Source organism: Weissella minor, assembly GCF_001437425.1.
GTDB lineage: Bacteria > Bacillota > Bacilli > Lactobacillales > Lactobacillaceae > Weissella > Weissella minor.
The window spans coordinates 257,837-280,064 of record NZ_JQCD01000024.1; the positions used below are offsets into that span (position 1 = coordinate 257,837).

At 40.0% G+C, this 22,228-nt stretch carries 20 protein-coding genes; 12 read left to right on the forward strand and 8 right to left on the reverse strand.

From position 1 onward, the window contains the following. Positions 1–6 precede the first annotated feature (6 nt). On the forward strand, positions 7–246 hold the full coding sequence (locus tag IV67_RS04730; RefSeq protein WP_057787636.1) for a hypothetical protein: 240 nt from the start codon (positions 7–9) through the stop codon (positions 244–246). A 53-nt stretch (positions 247–299) separates the two neighbouring features. Here the strand turns inward: IV67_RS04730 and IV67_RS04735 are convergent, their stop codons facing one another. The 4 genes from IV67_RS04735 to IV67_RS04750 all read right to left on the reverse strand — a co-directional run bounded on the left by IV67_RS04735 (position 300) and on the right by IV67_RS04750 (position 4,495). Beyond that, a complete protein-coding gene (locus IV67_RS04735; protein WP_057787638.1) occupies positions 300–791 on the reverse strand; it encodes a GNAT family N-acetyltransferase in 492 nt (163 codons plus the stop codon). A 21-nt stretch (positions 792–812) separates the two neighbouring features. After that, positions 813–2,144: a M20/M25/M40 family metallo-hydrolase gene (locus IV67_RS04740; RefSeq protein WP_057787640.1), complete on the reverse strand. Its 1,332-nt coding sequence runs from the start codon at positions 2,142–2,144 to the stop codon at positions 813–815. 368 nt (positions 2,145–2,512) lie between these two features. Further along, on the reverse strand, positions 2,513–3,787 hold the full coding sequence (locus IV67_RS04745; RefSeq protein ID WP_057787641.1) for a hypothetical protein: 1,275 nt from the start codon (positions 3,785–3,787) through the stop codon (positions 2,513–2,515). A gap of 144 nt (positions 3,788–3,931) precedes the next feature. Continuing rightward, on the reverse strand, positions 3,932–4,495 hold the full coding sequence (locus IV67_RS04750; protein WP_057787643.1) for a TetR/AcrR family transcriptional regulator: 564 nt from the start codon (positions 4,493–4,495) through the stop codon (positions 3,932–3,934). Positions 4,496–4,599: 104 nt separating this feature from the next. Here IV67_RS04750 and IV67_RS04755 point away from each other — a divergent pair, with 104 nt between their 5' ends. The 7 genes from IV67_RS04755 to IV67_RS04785 all read left to right on the forward strand — a co-directional run bounded on the left by IV67_RS04755 (position 4,600) and on the right by IV67_RS04785 (position 11,933). Beyond that, complete coding sequence (locus IV67_RS04755) at positions 4,600–5,616, forward strand: amidohydrolase family protein (RefSeq protein ID WP_057787645.1); 1,017 nt, start codon at positions 4,600–4,602, stop codon at positions 5,614–5,616. Between the two features lie 13 nt (positions 5,617–5,629). After that, on the forward strand, positions 5,630–5,941 hold the full coding sequence (locus IV67_RS04760; protein ID WP_057787646.1) for a DUF2316 family protein: 312 nt from the start codon (positions 5,630–5,632) through the stop codon (positions 5,939–5,941). A 279-nt stretch (positions 5,942–6,220) separates the two neighbouring features. Next, complete coding sequence (locus tag IV67_RS04765; protein WP_057787648.1) at positions 6,221–7,222, forward strand: ABC transporter ATP-binding protein; 1,002 nt, start codon at positions 6,221–6,223, stop codon at positions 7,220–7,222. Positions 7,223–7,228: 6 nt separating this feature from the next. After that, positions 7,229–8,179, forward strand: coding sequence for an ATP-binding cassette domain-containing protein (locus tag IV67_RS04770; RefSeq protein ID WP_057787650.1), 951 nt, complete (start codon positions 7,229–7,231; stop codon positions 8,177–8,179). 5 nt (positions 8,180–8,184) lie between these two features. Further along, positions 8,185–9,144 carry a murein tripeptide/oligopeptide ABC transporter permease OppB gene (oppB, locus tag IV67_RS04775; protein WP_057787652.1) on the forward strand — a complete coding sequence of 320 codons (960 nt, stop codon included), beginning with the start codon at positions 8,185–8,187 and terminating at the stop codon, positions 9,142–9,144. A gap of 71 nt (positions 9,145–9,215) precedes the next feature. Beyond that, positions 9,216–10,052 (forward strand): ABC transporter permease, encoded by an 837-nt coding sequence (locus tag IV67_RS04780; protein WP_420031180.1) that lies wholly within the window; start codon positions 9,216–9,218, stop codon positions 10,050–10,052. A gap of 93 nt (positions 10,053–10,145) precedes the next feature. Further along, on the forward strand, positions 10,146–11,933 hold the full coding sequence (locus IV67_RS04785) for an oligopeptide ABC transporter substrate-binding protein (RefSeq protein ID WP_057787655.1): 1,788 nt from the start codon (positions 10,146–10,148) through the stop codon (positions 11,931–11,933). A 155-nt stretch (positions 11,934–12,088) separates the two neighbouring features. Here the strand turns inward: IV67_RS04785 and IV67_RS04790 are convergent, their stop codons facing one another. The 3 genes from IV67_RS04790 to IV67_RS04800 all read right to left on the reverse strand — a co-directional run bounded on the left by IV67_RS04790 (position 12,089) and on the right by IV67_RS04800 (position 16,516). Further along, a complete protein-coding gene (locus IV67_RS04790) occupies positions 12,089–14,524 on the reverse strand; it encodes a Xaa-Pro dipeptidyl-peptidase (RefSeq protein ID WP_057787657.1) in 2,436 nt (811 codons plus the stop codon). 143 nt (positions 14,525–14,667) lie between these two features. Then, positions 14,668–15,420, reverse strand: coding sequence for a hypothetical protein (locus IV67_RS04795; RefSeq protein WP_057787659.1), 753 nt, complete (start codon positions 15,418–15,420; stop codon positions 14,668–14,670). A 148-nt stretch (positions 15,421–15,568) separates the two neighbouring features. After that, positions 15,569–16,516, reverse strand: a complete 948-nt coding sequence (locus IV67_RS04800; protein ID WP_057787661.1) for a TerC/Alx family metal homeostasis membrane protein — start codon at positions 16,514–16,516, stop codon at positions 15,569–15,571. A gap of 144 nt (positions 16,517–16,660) precedes the next feature. Between IV67_RS04800 and IV67_RS04805 the strand changes: the two genes are divergently transcribed. Together IV67_RS04805 and IV67_RS04810 are read left to right on the forward strand one after the other, a co-directional pair. Further along, positions 16,661–17,278 (forward strand): phosphatase PAP2 family protein, encoded by a 618-nt coding sequence (locus IV67_RS04805; RefSeq protein ID WP_057787663.1) that lies wholly within the window; start codon positions 16,661–16,663, stop codon positions 17,276–17,278. 80 nt (positions 17,279–17,358) lie between these two features. After that, the gene (locus IV67_RS04810) at positions 17,359–20,052 is read left to right on the forward strand and encodes an HAD-IC family P-type ATPase (protein WP_057787665.1); all 2,694 of its coding nucleotides are present in this window, start codon (positions 17,359–17,361) and stop codon (positions 20,050–20,052) included. A 47-nt stretch (positions 20,053–20,099) separates the two neighbouring features. Here the strand turns inward: IV67_RS04810 and IV67_RS04815 are convergent, their stop codons facing one another. After that, positions 20,100–21,047: a zinc-binding dehydrogenase gene (locus IV67_RS04815; protein ID WP_057787667.1), complete on the reverse strand. Its 948-nt coding sequence runs from the start codon at positions 21,045–21,047 to the stop codon at positions 20,100–20,102. Between the two features lie 226 nt (positions 21,048–21,273). Between IV67_RS04815 and IV67_RS04820 the strand changes: the two genes are divergently transcribed. Together IV67_RS04820 and IV67_RS04825 are read left to right on the forward strand one after the other, a co-directional pair. Next, entirely contained in the window at positions 21,274–21,540 is a 267-nt protein-coding gene (locus tag IV67_RS04820; RefSeq protein ID WP_057787669.1) for a hypothetical protein, read from the forward strand. A gap of 76 nt (positions 21,541–21,616) precedes the next feature. Next, positions 21,617–22,222, forward strand: coding sequence for a short chain dehydrogenase (locus IV67_RS04825; RefSeq protein WP_057787671.1), 606 nt, complete (start codon positions 21,617–21,619; stop codon positions 22,220–22,222). Positions 22,223–22,228: the final 6 nt, after the last annotated feature.

Below are 22,228 nucleotides of genomic sequence, written 5' to 3' on the forward strand. Positions count from 1 at the left end.
GGGCGTATGAGTTTTATTGTATTTCTGTTAGCTGTTTTGTTGCTTGGGGGATTTCAATATATGATGGGGAGAAAACGAAAGGCTATTCTTGGTGCTATCTTACCAATCGGTGTGGTGCTATTTTGGCTTGTTTTATTCTTGACTGGAAATATTTCATTGACGTCCATTGGTGATATTGTTTCACCGTTGCTATTATTTGTGGGGTTAATTTTTCTTTATGCTGATGGTGAAGCACGGGTCAAATAGGTCATACTAAAAAAGCCAAGAACCAATTTCGTATTGGTTCTTGGCTTTTTAAATTACGTTTCAGGAGTATGAAATTTTTCAAGGCGATAAAGCTGTTCAGCATCAGGTTCAGATTGATTACCTTTAATCTGATAGCCCATTGCTTCATAGAAGGGACGTCCGGTAATGGAAGCTGGAATCTCAATCCGATGGGCTTGCTTGAAATAATCATCTTGTTCAAGTGTGTCGATTAATAAGAGTCCAAATCCTTGATGTTGATATTCAGGTAGGATGAAGATGCTAAATAAACTTGCTTCTCCAGCAACATCCCAATAGGGACCAATTGCACCAGTCCCAATAATTTGGTCAGCCAATTCCATTACGTAAAAATGAGTGGCTTGGGCTTTTTCAAGGAAATAAGCGGCTGTTAAGCGCGCTAAATCAGCCTCAATATAGTCGCTTGAATAATCAACTGCGTTTGAAGTCCGCATCGTTTTGGCAACGATGGCAGCAACATTTTCAGCATCACGGGGGTCAAATAGACGAAAGGTTGGTTTTTCAGGCATATCTATGACCTCCAAAATTAATTATTGTTGATATGAAGCAATCAAAGCTTTGATGACTTCGATGTGTTGACGATAATCTGATAGACGAATATTTTCATTAGGGGCATGATCGAGATTATTTGTGTATCCAATCCCTAGTGCGGCAATTGGGGCATTGACGACATCATGTACATAATACATTGGACCGGTACCAGCAGCAGTAGGCGCCACGACCGGTTCAGTATCATACACTTTTTCGACACTTTTTACGACACGTGTGATTTCAGGATCAGACATATCGCTACGATAACCGGGTTGGCCCAGCGTCTTTGTGAGCGTGATATCGTCAAACCCTTGGTCACTTAGGTAACTTTGAATTTGATTAAATGTTTTGTCTGGATCCATGCCAGGCACTAAGCGGGCTTCCAACTTTGCTTCTGCACGAGCCGGTAAAACGGTCTTAACACCAGCACCTTGCCAACCTGACGTGATTCCCTCAATGCTGAGAGTCGGTTCAAAGAAATAGGTTTGTTTAAAGTCCTTACCATTTTTGTCTGTTAGTAATGGGGCTTCAATCCCAAATTGTTTAATGAACTTTGATCGTTGAAGGGGATAATTTGCAATTAAGGCACGTTCGCGGTCATTTGGCGTTTGGACATCATCGTAGAATCCAGGCACTAAGATGTGACCTTCCGTATCAAATAGGGTTGCTAAGGCTTGCGTTAGGCGCCATGCAGCCGAATCAGTGACTGCAGCTAGTGATGAATGCAGGTCCTTTTTAGCAGTTTCAACTGATAGGGTAAAAGTCACAATTCCCTTGGTACCACCCATAATTTCTACTTGGTCTTCATGATTCTTTTGACCAGACTCCCAAATAATTAAGTCACCTTGTAATTCATCTGCATGCAAAGCGAGATAGTCATCTAGGTTACGTGAAGCAGTTTCTTCAGAACCTTCTTCTAAGAAGATAATATTTACAGGAAGTTCTTGATTATGTTCATCTAGATACTCAGCAACGGCAGTCAAACGTGCTGTTAAATTACCTTTATCGTCATTAACGCCACGACCATATAATTTGTCACCATTTTGTGTTAATGTCCATGGATCAGACTTCCATAAATCGAAAGGTTCAGCGGGTTGGACATCATAGTGGTTATATAGGATGAGCGTTTGGGCATCAGGCTTTGGACTTTGAATCTTACCAAATACAAGTGGGGCAAAGTAGGTATCGTCATAGGTTACCTCAGCCCCTAAATCCTCAAGCGCAGTTGCAATGCGTTTTGCCGCTTCAGGTAAATAAGCTTCCTTTGCGGAAACACTTGGGATTGCAATGAGTTCTTTTAATAGGTCAAGATAGTCATTTTGAATTGTCATAAAAACTCCTTTAGTTTCAAATAAAAAAGCTGCTCGTGACCGCAACCATAGGTGTTGGGTCAGAAGCAGCTATATTAATAGTTACGGTACCATTCTGAGCATTGGATTTGTTACCAAATTCCACTCGTCAACCATCAATGCCAGGCATTAATGGTGTGCTTTTATAACGGTAGCCACCCCGTTGCATGCTCAATTTAGTCACATGCACCAATTACAGGCCATTTTCATACACACGCATCTGTTAGTTTCCATCAACCACTAACTTTCTGGCTAAACGCGAACGCATTACTTTCCTGATCACTTTGTTTAGATATTAATTACATAATACAACGTCATTGATAAAAGTCAAATGAAATTCTCATATTTTTTTAATTTTCATGCGCTTGTTTCCAAGCTTGGCCTCGTTGTAGGGCAAAATCATGCAATGAATTCGCAACAAGATGCGGTAAGAGCTGCTGGGAAAGGGTCGAAACTGGAGCTTCGATATTTTCAGTCATATAATTGATGGCATCTTGCCAACTTTGCTGTTGGGCGTCATCGTCAACTAAATCAGTTAATGCTTGCATATGCGCCAAAAGATGTTTGAATTCATCTTGTAATGCAGTTGGAAGTGCTACATTCGGATGCTGCAGCGCAACGAGGTCATTATTGGCCTTGCTTTGTTGCATCGTGGTTTCAAGTTTATCTTCAGGGAAATAGATGGCTTCAAAGATTAACAATTCTAATACGCTTAAAGCGCGGGGGCTAATGCCGTCAGTTGAGAAGGGGTCAATATCAAAAATTCTGAATTCTAGATAATTAACGCAGGTCTTAGCTGGCGCTTGGTCCGCTTGATATTGTTTGACACGGACGGGACCATAATATTCACTTTGATCGTATAATTTCCCGCTAGCAACTAATTGTTGGATATCTTGTAAAAAGGCTGATAGTGACGTAAATGTCGGCTGAATGTCTGCATAATTGTCAAAACCAACCGAACTAGAACGCCATGAACGCACCGGTTCAGTTAAATCTGGGCGTTGTTGCAATAAATGATCGGCAGCTTGATTTTCAGAAACTAAGCTGGCCCCAAACAAATAGGTGATTAGCCAACGGTATTTTGAAACCTGTTTTAGAATTTGAAAATAAACCGCATCACAATCTTGATAGGCCATATTTTGGGTGAGCCAACTTAGCGCATCAGAAGATAGTGAAAAATTCACGTGGATGCCTGTCATAATATGTTGATAGTAACCATATCGATCAATTAAGACGCGACGATATTCACCATACCAAGGACGTTCAAAGTGTGTATCTAAATAAGTTAAATCATTTTCAGATAAATAAGGTGGCATTGAAAGTGGCCAAATAATTTCATCTGGTGCTAGTTGCGCCGTTAGTGTTTTTTGTAAGGTATGTAATTGGTTTAATGCATCGGCACTTGTATCATTTGGGTCAGTTACCAATTCTTCTTGGCTTTCGGAAAAGTCAGTTTGAAAGTTAGCTTGCGTCCGACGATCGCCTAAAGCGACGGGATGGGGATGCTGTGATAGATGACCATCCGGCATTTGGACACGATGTTCTTCAATCTCTAAGCCAAGATGGTTAATCAATTGATTAATTGTTAAGTGATCTGGTAAAACGGAATTAATTCGTGAAATCATAATGGACACCTCCAAACATGCTTAAAGCGTTTGCATGTATTATAGCGGGGTTTTCACAGAAATGAAATGGGTAATTAAATATTTTTTCACAATGAGTATGAATTGTTTTTACATATGAACCAAAATACAAAATTATTGAAACGTTTAATCAATTGGTGCAGGTAGGTTTGGGATGGTTAGGTTAAACAGCTGTTGAACCTGTTCAAAATTGAACTCAGGATGTGTACTAATTGTCAGGGCAAAGTTTAGAATGTTTTGAGCGAGTAAGGTTGCTAAGATGGTTTGATGGTCAAAATCATGTTCTCGAATATTGAGAATGTTGAGCACTTCACCGCTTAAAATATGAACCATTAAGTTGGTCGATTGACTCCAGGCCATTAATTGGAACAGCAAAGGGTTGTTTCTGATTTCAGTGACGATGGCCTGACTGCCAGTTTCGAAGTTTAAGGTCGTGACTGAATCAATGCGTTGGTGAAAGTCATTAATTAAGATTAAGAGTTGCACGGTGATAATGTCAGTCAAATCTTGATGATGACGATAAAAGGTAGTGCGGCCAACGTGAGCATAGTGACAAACTTGCGTCACGGTTAGTTCAGTAAATGAGTGTTTTTCTTCATAAAAATGAATCAGGGCGGCATATAATTTTTTCTGCGTTTCGATTGTACGCGCATCAATTTTTAATTGGGTATCTAATAAAATCTTAGGCATAAAACACTTTCGGAACAGAATGATACGTATTGTTCCGGAAATTCCTTTCTTAGGGACTTGTTTCTTTGTATTATAAAGCATGTACTTAGACGGAGGTAACTAATATGAAAACAATCGCAATTGAAGAACACCTTGAAATTAAGGCAATCACTGATGGCATTAATACTGCAGTCGGTACAGCTAGTGCCCCAAAGGTTAATCCTGAAATGCAAACGTACATGAAAAATGAATTACCAAGTCCAACTGTGATGCAAGACATCGCAGAAGAACGGTTACCATTTATGGACAAAAATGAGATTGATGTTCAGATTTTATCATTTGGAAATGCATCACCGCAAAATTTGGAACCTGAATATGCAATTCCCTTGTCACAACAGGCCAATGATGAATTGGCCAAAATTGTGGCACAACATCCCGGTCGGTTTGCAGCGTTGGCAGTATTGCCTGTTGGTGATCCAAATGCAGCCGCACAAGAATTAGAACGCGCTGTGACGCAATTGGGATTAAAAGGCGTTCTATTAAAAGGAAATTATCAAAATCGGTATTTTGATGATCCTTATTTTAAGCCCATTTTTGCGATGGCCAGTAAATTAGATGTACCAGTCTATTTCCACCCATCATTTGTCCCTGAGAATATCACGAACCAATATTATAGTCGTGGGGAATGGTCAGATTTAGTATCTGGTATTCTTTCTACCGCGGGCTTTGGTTGGCATATTGATGTTGGGATTCAAGTTTTACGAATGGTTTTGTCAGGTATTTTTGATGAATATCCTAACTTAAAGCTGATTTCTGGGCATTGGGGTGAGATGATTCCGATGTTCTTGGAACGCTTTGATGATGAATTTAATGCTTATGACACGTTAAAGCAACCAGTGTCACATTATTTCCAACAAAACATCTATTTTTCACCGAGTGGTATTCTAACGGATGCGCAGATGAAGTTTATGCTTGATGAGGTTGGTGCTGATCATCTGATGTATTCAGTCGATTATCCCTATAAGACACCTGCAAATACCAAAGATTATATGCAACACCTAAAAGATCAAGCAATTTTGACGACCGAAGAAGCTGAAAAAATTGCGTATCGCAATGCTGAAAACATTTTTCACTTAAATTAAAGGAGGACATATTATGTCATTAAATGCACAAGAAATGGAAAACACACGTTATGAATTAGCCGAAAACTTCCGCCGGACTGGTTTAACTGAGCAACAAGTAGCGGATGATTTAGGGATTAGTTTGACAAAATTACAAAATGTGATGACGTTGAATCAACGTTCATTGGAGGATCCTTGGATTCTACGTAATTATTTGCTTGAAAAAGTTGAAGAGAATGGAGAGATGGTGGTGCCGTTCAGTGCGCTTGCAGGAGATTGGCACCGTCACTGGTTCTTGAACAGCCGTAAAATTGACTCAGGAAAAATGTCATCGGGTGATTTCTAAGACATTCAACTAAATATAGGTAGTTTATGGTCAGTATATCGATTCGATATACTGGCTTTTTGTTTGTTCATAAAATCAACACAGAAAGTTGTTTTTCTCATAAAAAAGAAATTTAAGTAAAAAAACAAGGCGATTTTAAAATTAAATCAAACCTCAAAAAGGCTATGCAATAGTGCTTGTATTGTTTTTAACCGATTTTTTACTAAAAAAAGACTTGCAATTATGCTCTCATTATTAGAAAATACTAATAATTTAATAACGTGGTTAGGAGATACATATATGGTTGGTGATGATTTACTAAATGCGAATAAAGTGACCGTTTCTTTTTTAATTGATGGGGAGTGGCAAACGGGGATTTACGATGTGGATCTCGATATTGCCCATGGTGAGGTTTTAGCCTTAGTGGGTGAATCAGGTTCTGGAAAAAGTACCTTTGCGACTTCAGTGATTGGCTTACATAATCCCAATCAAACAAAAGTAACCGGTAGTATTACGCTTGATGGCAAAGAGCTGATTGATTTGCCCGATGAAGAACAAAATAAGATTCGTGGAGAAAAAATCGGGATGGTCTTTCAAGACCCACTTGCAGCTTTAAACCCATTAATGAAGATTGGTCAACAAATTCAAGAAGCTTTAGATATTCACGATGTTTATCAAAAGGATCAATATTATGATCGTGTGATTGAGCTGTTGAATGATGTCGGCATTGTAAATCCACAACGAACTGCTAATCAATATCCGCATGAACTTTCAGGGGGAATGCGTCAACGTGTCATTATTGCATTGGCCATTGCGAACGACCCAGATTTAATTATTGCTGATGAACCAACAACTGCTTTGGATACGACCATCCAAGCCCAAATTCTAGATGTTTTGCTTGAAATTCGTGATCGTAAGGATACCGGAATTTTACTAATCACCCATGATTTAGGGGTGGTTGCGGAAGTCGCTGACTCAGTTGCCGTGATGTATGCGGGACAAATTGTTGAAAAGGCACCGGTACAAGAATTATTTGAGAATCCACTACATCCCTATACACGTTCGCTATTGCGTTCTAATCCGAAAGCAGAACAAGCGGATGATGAACTTTATGTCATTCCAGGAACAGTTCCAGCGCTTTCAGAAATGGATCATCATAAAGATTTGTTTTTGCAACGTGTGCCATGGATGCAAGATCAAGCAGATGAGGATATCTCAGATGACTTAGTAGAAGCGAAGCCACAACATTTTGTACGTGGTAATGCATGGAAGACATTCGAATTTCAAGATGAAAAAGGATAATGACATATGGCAGATGAAATTTTAAGACTTGAAGGTTTAAAGGTTCACTATCCAATTCGTTCAGGATTTTGGAATCGTGTAACCGATAATGTTAAGGCGGTTGATGGTGTTGACCTAAACCTAAAGCAAGGTGAGACCCTTGGATTAGTCGGTGAGTCAGGTTCTGGAAAATCAACTCTTGGTAAAGTGATTGTTGGTTTGGAAGACATGACTGAAGGCGATTTAATCTATCAAAATGAAGATTTAAATTCAGCGGCTGAACGACGTCGTGTTAAATACAATAAAGATGTACAAATGATTTTCCAAGATTCATTGTCATCATTGAATCCACGTAAGACAATTTATGAAATTATTGCGGAACCGATTCGTAATTTTGATCCTATGGATCCGGTTGATGAAGATAAGCGTGTGCGTGAATTATTGGATATCGTGGGCTTGCCGCAACGAACAGTTTTCCAATATCCTTTCCAGTTTTCAGGGGGACAACGTCAACGTATTGGAATTGCACGTGCATTAGCAACGAACCCACGTTTGATTGTGGCTGATGAACCTGTTTCTGCATTGGACTTATCAGTGCAGGCGCAAGTATTGAACTTTATGAAAAAAATTCAAAAGGAATTAGGCATTTCATATTTGTTTATTTCCCACGACCTTGGGGTTGTGCGTCACATGACCGACAATATTGCGGTGATGCATCACGGGCGTTTAGTTGAAAAAGGAACCCGTGAAGACATCTTTGAAAATCCACAACATATTTATACGAAGCGTTTGTTAGCAGCGATTCCATCTGTGAATGTATCGGAACGTGCTGAAAATCGCGCACGTCGTAAGCAAATTGAGCAAGAATTTGATGACCGTTTTAATGAATTTTACGATGGCGAAGGGATGCCATTGCCATTAGTTCAGTTATCAGAGACGCATTATGCCGCCTTGCCAAAGCAAAGTGAAAAGGAGTAAGAAGTATGTGGAAAGTTATTATTAGAAGATTGTTAATCATGATTCCACAACTTTTTATTTTAAGTGTGATGGTCTTTATGTTAGCAAAAATGATGCCAGGTGACCCATTTGGTGGTTTGATTGGTCCAAATACGGATCCTAAGCAAATTGAAGCTTTACGAGAAGCTGCTGGATTAAATGATCCTTGGTGGCAACAGTATATCAATTGGATTCAAAATGCCTTCCATGGTGATTTTGGAATGTCATACACGATGAAGCAACCCGTAACCACTTTGATTGGTAGCCGTATGGTGAATACTTTCTGGCTTTCATTGTTAGCGATGATTCTGACGTATCTTTTGGCAATTCCAATGGCCATTTCAGCCGCTCGTCGTGAAGGTTCATGGTGGGACCGGGTGCTATTGATTTATAATTCTGTGACTTTTGGAATTCCAGCCTATGTTGTTTACTTACTATTTATTTTCATCTTTGGATTTACACTTGGCTGGTTCCCAACCGGTGGAACAGTTAGTCCAAGTGCGACAGGTTTCTTCCCAGTGTTAATGAGTAAGATTTATCATATGATTTTGCCAGCCGTTACAATGGCTTTGCTTGGAACAACGGCAATTTTTACATACCTACGTTCCGGAATTTTAGATGAACAAGGGCAAGATTATGTGAAAACAGCACGTGCTAAAGGGGTAACGGAAAATCGTGTCTTTAGCCGTCATATTTTACGAAATGCTTTGTTGCCAATTGCCGCTAACTTTGGTTTCGTGATTACTGGTTTACTTGGTGGTGCTATCTTTGCTGAAACAATTTTTGGTTACCCGGGATTGGGTCAATTGTTTATCACTGCAATTACAAGTCGTGACTATTCAGTCATTACAGCCTTGATTTTATTTAATGGTTTGTTGGCTTTGTTTGGTGCAATGCTATCAGATATTATCATGGCGATTGTTGACCCAAGAATTCGAATTGAGTAGGAGAGAAAACCATGCGAAAAAAGTTAAAAATTAAAGAAAATGTTGGCAATGGTGGTCTTCTCAAACGCACAATGATTCGTGAATTTAAAAAGGACAGCCTAGCCCGCTATTCACTGTATACGTTAATTGGTATTTTATTGGTCGTGTTTATTGGCGCATTATTCATTCCGCGCGCAAGTTATGTGGATGTGAATATTATTGATCAATACCTAGCTCCCATGACTGATGGCCATATTCTAGGAACGGATAATGGTGGTCATGACATCATTGCCATGCTTTTGGTCAGTGCACGTAATTCATTAGTTATTGCCTTGGCCGTGACATTTATTACTTTTGTCTTTGGAACTATTTTAGGGACGATTACCGCTTACTATGGTGGAAAAGTTGATATGATCATTATGCGTATGACTGATTTTATTATGATTTTGCCAGTTTTAATGATCATCATCGTGTTAGTGACGATTGTGCCAAAATATAATGCAGGAACATTGATTATCTTGATGAGTGCTTTTTATTGGATTGGGACAATGCGTCTGGTTCGTTCACGTGTTTTAACTGAATCACAACGCGATTATGTGAAAGCATCAAAAACTTCTGGAACGTCTGACATTAAAATCATGTTCCGGGAAATTTTACCTAATATTACGTCATTATTGATTGCGGAAGCGACATTGAGTTTTGCAGGAAATATTGGCTTAGAGACAGGACTTAGTTTCTTAGGATTTGGCTTGCCAGCTGGAACGCCTTCATTAGGAACAATGATTAATGAAGCAACAAACCCTGAAACGATGACGGCGATGCCATGGACTTGGGTGCCAGCAGCGATTGTGATTTTGATTGTTGTTTTGTCAATTATCTTCGTGGGGCAAGCCTTGCGTCGTGTGGCGGACCAACGTCAATCTGTTTAATGAGAAAAAAATTAGAAATAATGCTTGCATTATTAGAATTAGATTTGTATAATAACTTTATTAGATAACTTTAATTTTTAAGGAGTAGAACATATGAGTAAAGGAAAATGGATTGCCGGATTAACGGTAGCCGCTGTTGTACTGGGCGGTGGTGCATATGCTTATCACGCCTCACAAAATAATTCAACTGGTTCTGATGGAAAAGTTGGAGATTTGAATATTGCCTATAAAAATGATAAATCAGTTAAAAAGGGTGGCAACTTGAATGTTGCTTACGAAACTGACGTACCATTTAAGGCGCAATTCGAGTCAGGTCTATCAGACGACAATACAATGTCAACAATGGCTGGCCCTTCTGGTGGTGCCCTATTTAATATTGATAGTGAATTCAATATTAAAAAGGGTGGCCCTGCTGACATTGAATTTGATCGAGATGATAAAACTGCAACGATTACCTTGCGTGATAATCTAAAGTGGTCTGATGGGAAACCTGTTACAGCTAAAGATTACGAATTTGGCTATGAGATTATTGCAAATCCAGAATACGGGTCATCTCGTTGGTCAGACTCTTTAGCTAATATTGAAGGTATGGAAGAATATCATAAGGGTAAGGCCAAAGATATTTCTGGAATTACTTTCCCTGATGGTGAAGATGGTAAGAAGATTGTCCTTAAGTTTAAGGAAAACAAGCCCGGCTTTAAGCATTCTGGAAATGGATATTTCCTTGAATCTGCCTCACCATATCACTATTTGAAGGATGTTGAGCCTAAGAAGCTAGCGTCTGATCCAAAGACGACGACGAAGCCACTTGTATATGGTGCCTTCAAGCCTGAAAAGGTCGTTTCTGGAGAGTCAATTTACTATACACGTAATGAACATTATTGGGGTAAGAAGCCAAATCTAGACTCAATTACGTATACAACAGTTGACCCTTCAAAGACGGTTGCTTCATTGAAGTCTGGAAAGTATGATATTGTTAACCAACCTGCAGCAAGTATTTATCCACAAGTTAAAAAGCTTGATAACGTTGAGATTACAGGACAACAACAATTGTATATTTCATTATTGAACTTCAATTTGGGTCATTATGACACAAAGAAGTCTGAAAACGTGCAAGACCGTGATACACCATTACAAGATAAGCGCGTTCGTCAGGCCATTGGATATGCGCGTAATGTTGATGCAGTTAATGATAAGTTCAATAATGGTTTGCAAACACGTGCCAACACGTTGATTCCACCAGTATTTAGTGACTATACGGCTAAGGATGTGAAGGGTTATCCTGAAGATATCGATAAGGCCAACAAGTTGCTTGATGACGCTGGCTGGAAGTGGGATAAGGACCATGAGTTCCGTGAGAAGGACGGTAAGCGTCTAGAATTGACTTATATGGCACGTCAAAGTGATGGTAATTCAGAAGCCATTGCCAAGAACTACATGCAACAATGGAAGAAAATTGGAGCAGATGTTAAGTTGTATAAGGGTCGTTTGACTGACTTTAATACGTATGTCCAAATTACAAGCGCTCCTGAATCAGGTGATTGGGATATTACCGATGCAGCTTGGAGCTTGTCATCAGACCCATCACAGGTTGATTTGTTTGGTAAGGGTGCTCAATACAACAGTGGTCACTTTACAAGTCCTGAATTAACAAAGAAGTTGAACAAGATTGATTCACCTGATATCAAGAATGACAAGGAACGTGCTGAGGCATTCAAGGATTACCAAGAATACATGAATGACGAAGCTTACGTCATCCCAACGTCATTCCGTACTGATTACACACCAGTTAACAAGCGTGTTGCTAATTGGACGATGGATTATGGTGAAAGTGAAGGTTGGTCAAAGCTTGGTGTTACTGCTGATAAGGCTGAAAAGTAAGCTTAGTACCATGAAAAAAGACATAAATAATGACGCAAACGACTGTGCGATGATTATTTAACTAAAACCCGTTTTCGGTTAAGTCCGAAGACGGGTTTTTGTTGTAAAAATGACAAATAAAAAAAGCAACGCAAGCACGGCGTTGCTTTTTTATTTTAGATACGTGTTAATGTCAACTGGCTTTGATCTAATTGAAGCGTATAGGTAATATCTTGATTACCGCGGATTGTAGTCTCAAAGTCGGTCGCATAGATGACTAGCCCTAATTGATGGCCAGCTGGAATGCGATAGTAAGTTGGTTGTAAAGTGACATCAAATTGATTAAATTCACCAGGAACTAAGTCATTCACTTGATAGTTATTCTGTTGATTTTGTAAGTTAATATGGCCTTTACTAATCATTTTGAATGGTGTGACTTCACTAGCTAAGGTGAATTCAGTCAAATCATCCTTACGCCAGTCAAATGCACCACTCAAAGCATGCTTGGCGAGTAAGGTAGGTGTAGGATTAAAGCGTTTTGCTGAACCAAAGTCCACCAGTTGGAAGCTCAATAAGCCCACTGAATTGTTAACCGCGACCTTAACTGATACTTGCGGTGCGCCGTCAAGTACCCAATCGGATTCAAGGGGAGCGGTCTTAAAGGTCAGACGTTTACCTGCCAATGGATTATCTGAACGGTCAGTATCCAATAAATCATGGTGCCAGGCTGACAAATGCTGCGTATAATCTTTGAATTGGGCATCAGCTAATTGGTCATTGAATGATTGCTGGGCTTTGGTAACACTGCTTGCTGACGACAATTGGTTGTCTGCGGTTAATTGCAAAATTTCTTGCGTATCCGTGTCAGCTTGCCAGTCGTTAGCAGTATGCCAAGTTTCCGGAGTCACATTGTCTTGAATGACGACATCAGGTAATTGGGTATCAGCGCCATTATCGACATCAAATAATTTATAGCTTAACCATAGATTCATCATATCCGTGAAGTCTAATGAACGGAAATTATTGATATAAATATGCTGACCCTGGTGCAAAATTAACTTTTTGGCCACGGGTACAGCTTTGAGCGCCTGCCAAAGATTAAACACATGGCGGGGCTTAACATTCCAGTCATTAAGGCCATGCACCATCACAATATCGGCCTTAATATTTTTCACGTTGTTAAGATAGTTACGGCCGTCCCAATAAGCTGAGTAATCGCCACTTTCACGATCTTGACGTTTTGCAAGTTGCGCGAGGGTTGCGTCAAACATGGCTTTACTGTTTAGATAGTCACCAGCATCCTGACGTCGACTAAAGACTTCGCCAGCTAAGACGTCCATGTCTTCGCCTTGGAAAGTATCCGGAGCGGCGACCAGGCCACCATCGCGATAATAGTCATACCAGCTTGAAATCGCGGCTTCTGAAATAATCGTTTTAAGCCCATCGACACCGGTTGTCGCAGCGGCTGTCGCCAAAGTCCCTAGATATGAGCGACCAGTCATGGCAATATGACGATTTGACCACCACGCTTTGATTTCAATATTATCAGTTTTATTGGTAAAGGCAGGGCGTTGTCCGTTTAACCATTCAATAATCGCAACGGTGGATGTTGTTTCATCCGGACCACCAGTGTCCCGGCTACCATCTGAATCACGTGTTCCAATTCCAGAAGCGTAGACCACCGCAAAACCACGACTGAGGAAGTAATCATTAAGCGTATAGTTTTGTTCTTCGGCGAAATATTCGGAAGCCGTCTCAGCTTGACCGGCTGGGATGCGTGAATCCGGTAAGGTCTCCGTTTCATCGACGGCCGCAACATCGGCTGCCGTTAGCTGATTTGCTGCTTTCTTTGCCAAAGGAAAATCAACTTGATGGGTTAGCGCATCGCCCCAAGCATCGTTGATGCCTTGATTGTATGGGCTGGCCGTATACAGGACAGGGGCTTGGTAACCAGCATTGGTGGCAGCGGGACGTAAGATTTCCGCTTTAAGAAGATCGCGATGACCATCATGATCCGTATCTAATGGGGCTTCGACATAAACAACTTCACGAATTAAAGTATGCGGGTCAAAGACTGCTTGTGCTTTACCATTGAAGAAAATCGGTGCCTGCGTTTTTTCATAAAATGGGACAAAATACCCCGTTTGGGTGAGGTAATCTAGATAGTTCTGCCCATTTTTAGTATGAGTGGTTAACAATTGGTACCATGCGTGGGCAACATCGTTACCGGTTTTGAATTCAGATACATCAAAACTTGGTAAATTTAATGTGGGATAGGCATCTAATGGTGCGTCAAGCGCAAAGTCGGCTGGCTCTTCAAACTGTAAGAGTTGTAGACTTAAGCGAGCAAAAATGTCTGGGGTCAAAGGGGTTTCATCATGAAAAAAATCATAGAGGGTCTGATTAGGGGTTGCTAATAATTGTTTAAAGCGATGATCAAGACCACTTTGGGTTGTGGTGAGCGGGGCAAAGGCACGCGCTAATAAATCAACTAACTGTGCTTTTGGCGCATTTAATTCGGGTGCTGTGCCATCAAGGAAGGCAATCTGTTGTAATTCAAGTAGTTCTTGTTCACGGCTAATGTGAATTTGTCCAAATTGATTATTTTTCATAAAGCTGAGTACTCCATTCATTGAATTAACCTGATTATACGCTTTTTTTTGTTGATGGATGGGGGATAAAACATCTTTTATTGGAAAGTTATGAAAAAAAGGAAGCACTACAATTTTGTAGCACTTCCTTTTTTATTTAAAGCCTAAACGTTGACTGTATCATCATCTTCACTAGATACATGTTGATCAATGCTGTCATTGAGCGCAGCATCTTTCTTTTCAGCATAATCAATTAATTTATCATGCCACTTGGCAGCTTCATCAGCTTCATCGGGATTAGCAATTCCGACTGGATCATCTGATTCAAAAGCTTCGTCTAGTTCAGCAATTGTGATGTCATCATCTAAGACAGTGCGCTTATACATGACATTTTCCATTTCGTCTGATGCTTTAGTGGTAATGTCCTCAATTTTTGTCGCATACTTATCATCGATTTTAGCACCCTCGGCTTCTGTCACTGAACCAGAAGCTACGAAAGCTTTAAGATCTTTTTCATAATCAGCGTAGGCGTCATCCAAATCAGCTGTTGCATCCTTATAGACGGCGTCATATGAATTATAAGAAGTCTTAAAATCAGATTCATCATACATTTTTTGACGTAGCACTGAAGCATCTTCTGTAAGTAGATGGAGTGGGGTAGTTTGGTAGAAGACTTGTGAACCAATTGAGAAGACAAAGCCAACAATGGCTAAAATTAGGCCAGATTTAGCCATATTGGTTAGCCGATTATGATTAACAAAACCAAAAATCATAATGAGCACAAAACTGATTAAAGCGACGATTGTCGCAAATAAATTGGCATATGGGAAAAAACTTAAAGCGATTGCTAAGCTAGCAAGGATAATGGCAATGATGCTCAAGGGCTTGTAACGTAGTTCTGTTGTTTGGGTAGTCATGAATTACTCCTGTTGTGTTGACCGGACATACAACCGGTATGAAATTTTTATTAAAGGGTGACCTTTGTAGAAACTTTAAATGATTATACATGAAAAAAGGGATGATTGGCATCATCCCAGTAAGTTTTAATTATATTCGTATTTATTTTTAATGTTGTGGATGTTCATGATGATTTGAAATGATTGAAGCGCCAATCGCCACAACCAGACATAAAATAATGACTAATAGGGACGTCGTATTACTGATTTCAAAGTTGGCCCCAATCGAAGCACTAATTTCATTGGCAATCATCTTGAATCCGATGAAAGAAAGAATTGCGGCTAAACCATATTTAATATATTTGAACAAAGGCAAGATTAACGACAAGGCCGCATAGAATGATCGTAGTCCCATTAGCGCGAAAATATTTGATGTAATGACCACAAAGGTATCCTGTGTGACGGCTAGTGAGGCTGGAATTGAATCAAAAGCAAACATAATGTCTGAAATTTCAATAAAAATCAATGCGAGCATAAATTGCGTCACATACGTTTTACCATTGTCTTTAATGAAAAAATGGGACCCAGTTTCGATTTCTTTAATCGGCAAAACTTTATTTAAAAAGCGAATAACTTTGTTGTCTGATAAATCATCGTCTTCATCTTGACTGAAGAACATTTTAATTCCGGCGTAGAGTAGGAATGCCCCTAAAACGTACATTAACCATTGGAAGCGTGACAAAATGGCTGCACCAGACAGAATAAAAATGACCCGTAAGATGATGGCCGTGAAAACACCCCAAAAAAGAACGCGGTGTTGATACTTTTGATCAATGTTGAAAAATGCAAAGACCAAGATGAATACAAATAAATTATCCAAACTCAGGGATAGTTCAAGGGTATAGGTGGTTAAATAATCAATCGTTGCGGTATGGCCACCAAGGTGATAAATAATAAATGCAAATAGTAAGGCTAAAGTAATCCATAAGGTACTTGCAGACAAGGAACGCTTAATTGTTGGTTCGACATTTTCACGGTTAAAGACCTTTAAGTCTAAGAACAGCATCACAATGACAAATACGAAAAAGCCAATCCAATAAAAGGGGGAAACTGACATAATTTATTTCAACTTTCTATATATGAATAATATTTTTAATCTTGGGCTTATTATACAGCTATTTTGTGAATTAAACAGGTTACTTTAGCTCAATTTAACCTATGCTCGGTATGATGCGCGTTATTTATCAAATGGGGGACAAAAATGCGTAAACAACAGAATCGATTAATCGGGCTAACGCTTTTATGTACGATTGGTTTTATAACGATAATGGCGGGCGTCGTCAGGCATAGCCCAATTATTAATCAAATTGATCAGGCAATCATTAATGGGGTGCAACGATTGCCTTTTGACAATGGCTTTAAAGTGATGACCGATTTTGGTAGCCCAGAACTGAATACCTTGTTAGCACTAGGCATCAGTATCTATGTGGCCTTGAAAGATAAAATGCTGGCCATTTATTTATTTAGCTTATATTTTGTCGGAGCTGGATTGGCATATGTCATGAAGGCGCTTGTGCAAAGACCACGACCGGTTGTCGCATCAGTACACTTTGATGGCTATAGTTTCCCAAGTGGCCATGCGATAACAACGATTTTACTGGTCATGCTTGTCTGTATCTTCGCACAACAGTATTTAAAAGCGAAAACGATGCAGCTTCTTTTAATCGGCTTCGGAAGTGTGTGGGTATTCATAATTGGGGCATCAAGAGTCTATTTGCATGCACACTTTCCAACGGACGTTTTAGCCAGCTGGTGTTTAGCGATGGCAGTATGGGGCGGAGTGACTGTGCTTAAGCAAGCCTACTTAAATCGAACTTGAAACGTTTTACTTAAGCCTCGTTAAAGGCAGCTTTGAAATAATTAGTCTATCGAAAATATATTTTTAAGGAGACACTAAAAGTGCCAGAAGAAAAAGACCCTATATCCAGATCTAACTCGATTTATGAATTATCAGTTACCAAGGTGCTCGAGACATTTAAGACCTCGACACCAGCGGGACTAAATCATGACGTTGCCAAAGCACGGCTTGAGGCAAATGGTTTTAATGAATTGGAGGCTAAAGTGACGCCAAAATGGCGACTATTCCTGAACCAATTCAACAATATCATTGTCTATATTCTAATCTTTGCGGCGGTCTTAACCTTTTTGATGCAACATTATTCGGATTCAATTGTTATTACGATTGTGATTTTGATTAATGCCTTTATCGGATATGCACAAGAAGTTAATGCCAGTAATGCGTTAGAGGAAATCAAGAACTTGCTGTCGGCGGAAGCCAATGTTTATCGTGAGGGTGAACGTCAAAAGATTGCAGCACGAGAATTGGTTGTCGGTGATTTAGTTTATTTGGAAGCAGGTGACAATGTCCCTGCTGATTTACGTTTGATTGATGCGGACAATTTACGTATTCAAGAATCAGCATTGACCGGAGAAGCTGACTCGGTTGAAAAGCAATTTATGCCACTATCTGCGCAAACGCCATTGGCGGAGCAGACGAACATGGCATTTGCTTCAACCGGTGTGACAAACGGAAGTGGACTTGGTGTGGTTGTTGCTACGGGAACATCGACTGAAATTGGAAAGATTTCAACCAGCGTTCAAGATGTTAAGGAACAAAAGTCGCCTTTGACACGTGAATTGGACCAATTAGGAACGGGAATTTCATGGTTTATTATCGTTAGTGCCGTGATTCTTTTTGCACTAGGTTGGTTCTTAAATATTTATTCATTACCGGTGTTAGCAATGGCCATCGTGACCATGGTGGTTGGGTCAATGCCTGAAGGGTTACCCGCCGCAACGTCAATTATTTTAGCGACCGGGGTTCAGAAGCTAACCAAGCAAAATGCGATTGTTAAAACGCTACCTGCTGCTGAAACTTTAGGTGCAATCGACATCATTGCGTCCGACAAAACCGGAACATTGACTAAAAATGAAATGACGATTCAAGATATTTTGGTTGATGGACAACAATACGCAGTTTCAGGAACGGGTTACGCACCTGATGGTACGATTAGTGCCTCAGGAAAAAAAGTTGATGTTGGACAAGACACGAAGTTAGCAGAATTTTTGCTGATGGGGCAACAAGCTAATGACACGGTATTGACAGAAACTGAACTTGGTTGGACGGTAAATGGTGAGCCAACCGACGCAGCCTTTATCACCGCATATTACAAAGCTTTTGGAATAAATGATCCTGAATTAACAGAACTTGATCGAATTCCTTTTGACTCGGATTATCGTTATCTAGCAAAATTAATTCAATTGGCAGATGGTACGCGGGTGACAGCCATTAAGGGGGCACCAGATGTACTGTTAGCATTGGCTGCGATTCAAGACCCGGATTTTGATCGTGCTTATTGGTTAGACCAAGTTTTGACATTGGCTAAGCAAGGAAAGCGAGTGATTGTCGTTGGAACTGTTCCAATGTCAGCAGATGAGACTGAAATATCGCATGAACTGGTCCAAGAACGTGGAATCAAATTCCTAGGATTAGCGGCAATTACTGATCCACCACGTCCAGAAGTCATTGAAGCGATTGCTGAAATGCGTCATGCTGGAATCAAAGTTAAAATGATTACAGGTGACAGTGTTGAAACAGCAAGTGCAATTGGACGTCAATTAGGCTTAGCAGATGATATTAAGGCCTTAACTGGTAAAGAAGTGGATGCGATGTCCCTTGAAGAATTGGCACAACAAGTTGAACAATATGATATCTTTGCGCGAACAACACCGCAAAATAAGTTGAAAATTGTGAAAGCTTACCAACAAAATGGTAATGTGACAGCGATGATTGGGGATGGTGTCAATGATGCGCCAGCATTGAAACAAGCTGATATTGGTGTTGCGATGGGAGTCAAAGGGACTGACGTTGCGAAGGATTCGGCTGATATGATTTTGGCAAATGATGATTTCTCAACGATTAAAGTCGCAATTGAACAAGGGCGTCGTTTATACGACAATATTAAAAAGACAATCTTGTTCTTGTTACCAACTAGTTTTGCGGAAGGTTTGATTGTTGCGATTAGTATCTTGATGAGTCAACCGATGCCTTTAACACCAACGCAATTGCTTTGGATTAACATGGTGTCGGCAATTACGATTCAATTAGCGTTCATTTTTGAACCGGCGGAACCAGGACTCATGGATCGAGCACCACGTCCAAAGAATGATCGTTTGATGCACAAACAAGATGTCTGGCAGATGACCTATGTGAGTGTGATTATTGCCGGAATGGGATTGCTGGTCTTCGAGTTAATGCGCGGGATGAATGTGCCATTCGAAGTCGCAAGTACGATGGCGGTAAATATTATTATCTTTGGTAAGATATTCTACCTATTTAACATCAGAACATCGAAGTTAGCGTTTGATAAAACGGTCTTGTTCTCAAATCCAATGGCGTATGTCTCAATTGGTTTGATGATCATTTTCCAATTAATCTTTACGTATGTACCGTTTATGAATGGTATTTTCTCAACTGCTGGCTTAGATTTGCCGCAATGGGGAATTGTTCTGATTGCAAGCCTGCCTGTGCTAATTGTGGCAGAGTTAAATAAAATGTACTTACAACGTAAACAACAAATAGCAACAAATTAAAAAAAGCAGCTATGATGTCAGACATCATGGCTGCTTTTTTAGCGGCATTATGGGGTAGTCACAATTAATTTTCCTTGTACATGGCCAGCGTCCAGTAAATGGTGTGCTGCCACAATATCAGCTAATTCAAAAGTTTGTCCAACAGGAAAACGTAAATGAGCTTGATTGATGAGACTGAACATCTCATCTAGCCAACTTTGATTAATATCGGTCGATTGAAAATTGGTTAAATAAGAACCCCAAGGAATATTGAACGCAGAAAAAGTATCAGTTTCCCAGGTATCGGCCAATTCACCAGTGACGACCATGTAGCCATCACCTTGCTTTAAGTGCGAAAGGGAGTCATTTAAAGTTTGATCTCCGACAAAATCGATAATTGCATCAAAGGTAGCCGCCGTTTGAAGCTCACCATTTTGATCCAGAATGGGTTCATCAGCACCTTGCGCCGTTAGGTAGTCGAAACTCTTTTCAGAACGCGTCGACGCGTAAACAGTTGTATCCATTGCCTTTAAGAGCTGAACAGCAGCGACACCGACATTGCTTGTCGCACCGCGTACCAAGACAGTTTGACCAGATTGCACCTTTGCCGTCTTGATGGAACCCATAGCCGTGTACCCACTTTCAGGAATGGTCGCTAGTTGTGCCCAGTCCGCTTCAACAGGTAATTGATAGATTTGCGCATTAGGGACGAGGGCATATTCTTCATAGCTACCATCGAATTGACGACCTAATTCACCCATTAAGGTCATGACTTTTTCGCCGACAACCAGTTCTGGAGTGGAAGATTCGTAGATTTCGCCGACAGCCTCAATGCCGATGACCCGAGGGAATTGAACGCTTGGCGAACCGCCTTGTCGTGTAATTGATTCAGCATGATTTAAGCCAAAGGCTTTGATATGAATGACACTCCAACCAGATGTTGCCTTTGGGAGTGCCCGTTCTTGGATAGATAATACGTCAGGACCACCAGCGTGGTCAATCACAGCAGCTTTCATAATAAGCCTCCTCTAATAGTAGGTGTAAATATATGTTAAAAGATACGCGTAATGGCTGGTGAATGCAATTTGTTCTTTTTAAAAGAATAACCGTTCATTTAAAATGGAAAGTGAATGTTTGTTCATAAAAAGAAATATTCTTTGAATTTGTCACTATTTTGTTGCCTTTAAAGCAGATAGACAGGTTACAATGAAGATAGCGTCAGTAAAATGGGAGGATGTAACAATGAATAATAATGAAATTACATTACCAGATGGATGGACATTGGTAATTTTAAACAAAACTGTCACCCAATCAGATATTACGAAATTATCAGATGATAACGCCTATGAGATTGGTATTCATACGGGTGATCCTTCGGAAGTACCGAACTTTAGCATTCAAATTAATGTCTGGCCGGATAATATTGAAATTATTAATATTAACTCAATTCAAAAAGTTAGTAAGTTAGCCATTAAGGCGCAACAACGAATTGAAATTACATTGGCTTAAGTTAAGTAGATTTTAAATAGTAATTACAAAAAGTAAGGAGTATACTAGAGCTATACTTTAGAAAAGAGGTAAACTGATGCGTATTTTAGTCATTGGTGGAAATGGTATGCTAGGGCACAGTGTCGTTGAAAAGCTACGTGCCTTAGGACATGAGGTTGTAGTTGGTGGCCGTCATAATGCTGATGTTGATGTCGATATTTCATCACCTGAAAGTATTCGTGAGATGTATGAAGCAGTTCCAAATTTGGATCATGTGATTTCGACGGCAGGTCAAACAACGGCAATGCCCCTTGCTGATATGAAACCAGAAGATAACGATTTGTCTGTTCAAAGTAAGTTACTTGGACAAGTTAATTTAGTATTAATTGGTCAACATTATTTGAAAGATAATGGTAGCTTTACGTTAACGACAGGCGTAAAGAAAGATGATCCGATTGCGGGTGGTGCTTCAGCGGCCATGGCAAATGGCGGTATCACTGCTTTTGTTAAGTCAGCTGCCATTGATTTAGAGCGTGGGTTACGGATTAACTCAATTAGTCCAAATATTGTTGAAGAGAGTTTTGAACAACAAAAAGAGATTTTTATGGGCTTTACCCCCGTTCCTTTGTCAAAAGTGTCAGATGCGTTTGTTAAGAGTGTCGTAGGCAAGCAAACTGGTCAAGAATATAAAATTTATTCATAATAATAT

Bases quoted from the DNA above. Each gene is read 5' to 3' on its own strand.
- IV67_RS04730 (WP_057787636.1), top strand. From the start codon at position 7: ATGAGTTTTATTGTATTTCTGTTAGCTGTTTTGTTGCTTGGGGGATTT.
- IV67_RS04735 (WP_057787638.1), bottom strand. From the start codon at position 791: ATGCCTGAAAAACCAACCTTTCGTCTATTTGACCCCCGTGATGCTGAA.
- IV67_RS04740 (WP_057787640.1), bottom strand. From the start codon at position 2,144: ATGACAATTCAAAATGACTATCTTGACCTATTAAAAGAACTCATTGCA.
- IV67_RS04745 (WP_057787641.1), bottom strand. From the start codon at position 3,787: ATGATTTCACGAATTAATTCCGTTTTACCAGATCACTTAACAATTAAT.
- IV67_RS04750 (WP_057787643.1), bottom strand. From the start codon at position 4,495: ATGCCTAAGATTTTATTAGATACCCAATTAAAAATTGATGCGCGTACA.
- IV67_RS04755 (WP_057787645.1), top strand. From the start codon at position 4,600: ATGAAAACAATCGCAATTGAAGAACACCTTGAAATTAAGGCAATCACT.
- IV67_RS04760 (WP_057787646.1), top strand. From the start codon at position 5,630: ATGTCATTAAATGCACAAGAAATGGAAAACACACGTTATGAATTAGCC.
- IV67_RS04765 (WP_057787648.1), top strand. From the start codon at position 6,221: ATGGTTGGTGATGATTTACTAAATGCGAATAAAGTGACCGTTTCTTTT.
- IV67_RS04770 (WP_057787650.1), top strand. From the start codon at position 7,229: ATGGCAGATGAAATTTTAAGACTTGAAGGTTTAAAGGTTCACTATCCA.
- oppB (WP_057787652.1), top strand. From the start codon at position 8,185: ATGTGGAAAGTTATTATTAGAAGATTGTTAATCATGATTCCACAACTT.
- IV67_RS04780 (WP_420031180.1), top strand. From the start codon at position 9,216: ATGATTCGTGAATTTAAAAAGGACAGCCTAGCCCGCTATTCACTGTAT.
- IV67_RS04785 (WP_057787655.1), top strand. From the start codon at position 10,146: ATGAGTAAAGGAAAATGGATTGCCGGATTAACGGTAGCCGCTGTTGTA.
- IV67_RS04790 (WP_057787657.1), bottom strand. From the start codon at position 14,524: ATGAAAAATAATCAATTTGGACAAATTCACATTAGCCGTGAACAAGAA.
- IV67_RS04795 (WP_057787659.1), bottom strand. From the start codon at position 15,420: ATGACTACCCAAACAACAGAACTACGTTACAAGCCCTTGAGCATCATT.
- IV67_RS04800 (WP_057787661.1), bottom strand. From the start codon at position 16,516: ATGTCAGTTTCCCCCTTTTATTGGATTGGCTTTTTCGTATTTGTCATT.
- IV67_RS04805 (WP_057787663.1), top strand. From the start codon at position 16,661: ATGCGTAAACAACAGAATCGATTAATCGGGCTAACGCTTTTATGTACG.
- IV67_RS04815 (WP_057787667.1), bottom strand. From the start codon at position 21,047: ATGAAAGCTGCTGTGATTGACCACGCTGGTGGTCCTGACGTATTATCT.
- IV67_RS04820 (WP_057787669.1), top strand. From the start codon at position 21,274: ATGAATAATAATGAAATTACATTACCAGATGGATGGACATTGGTAATT.
- IV67_RS04825 (WP_057787671.1), top strand. From the start codon at position 21,617: ATGCGTATTTTAGTCATTGGTGGAAATGGTATGCTAGGGCACAGTGTC.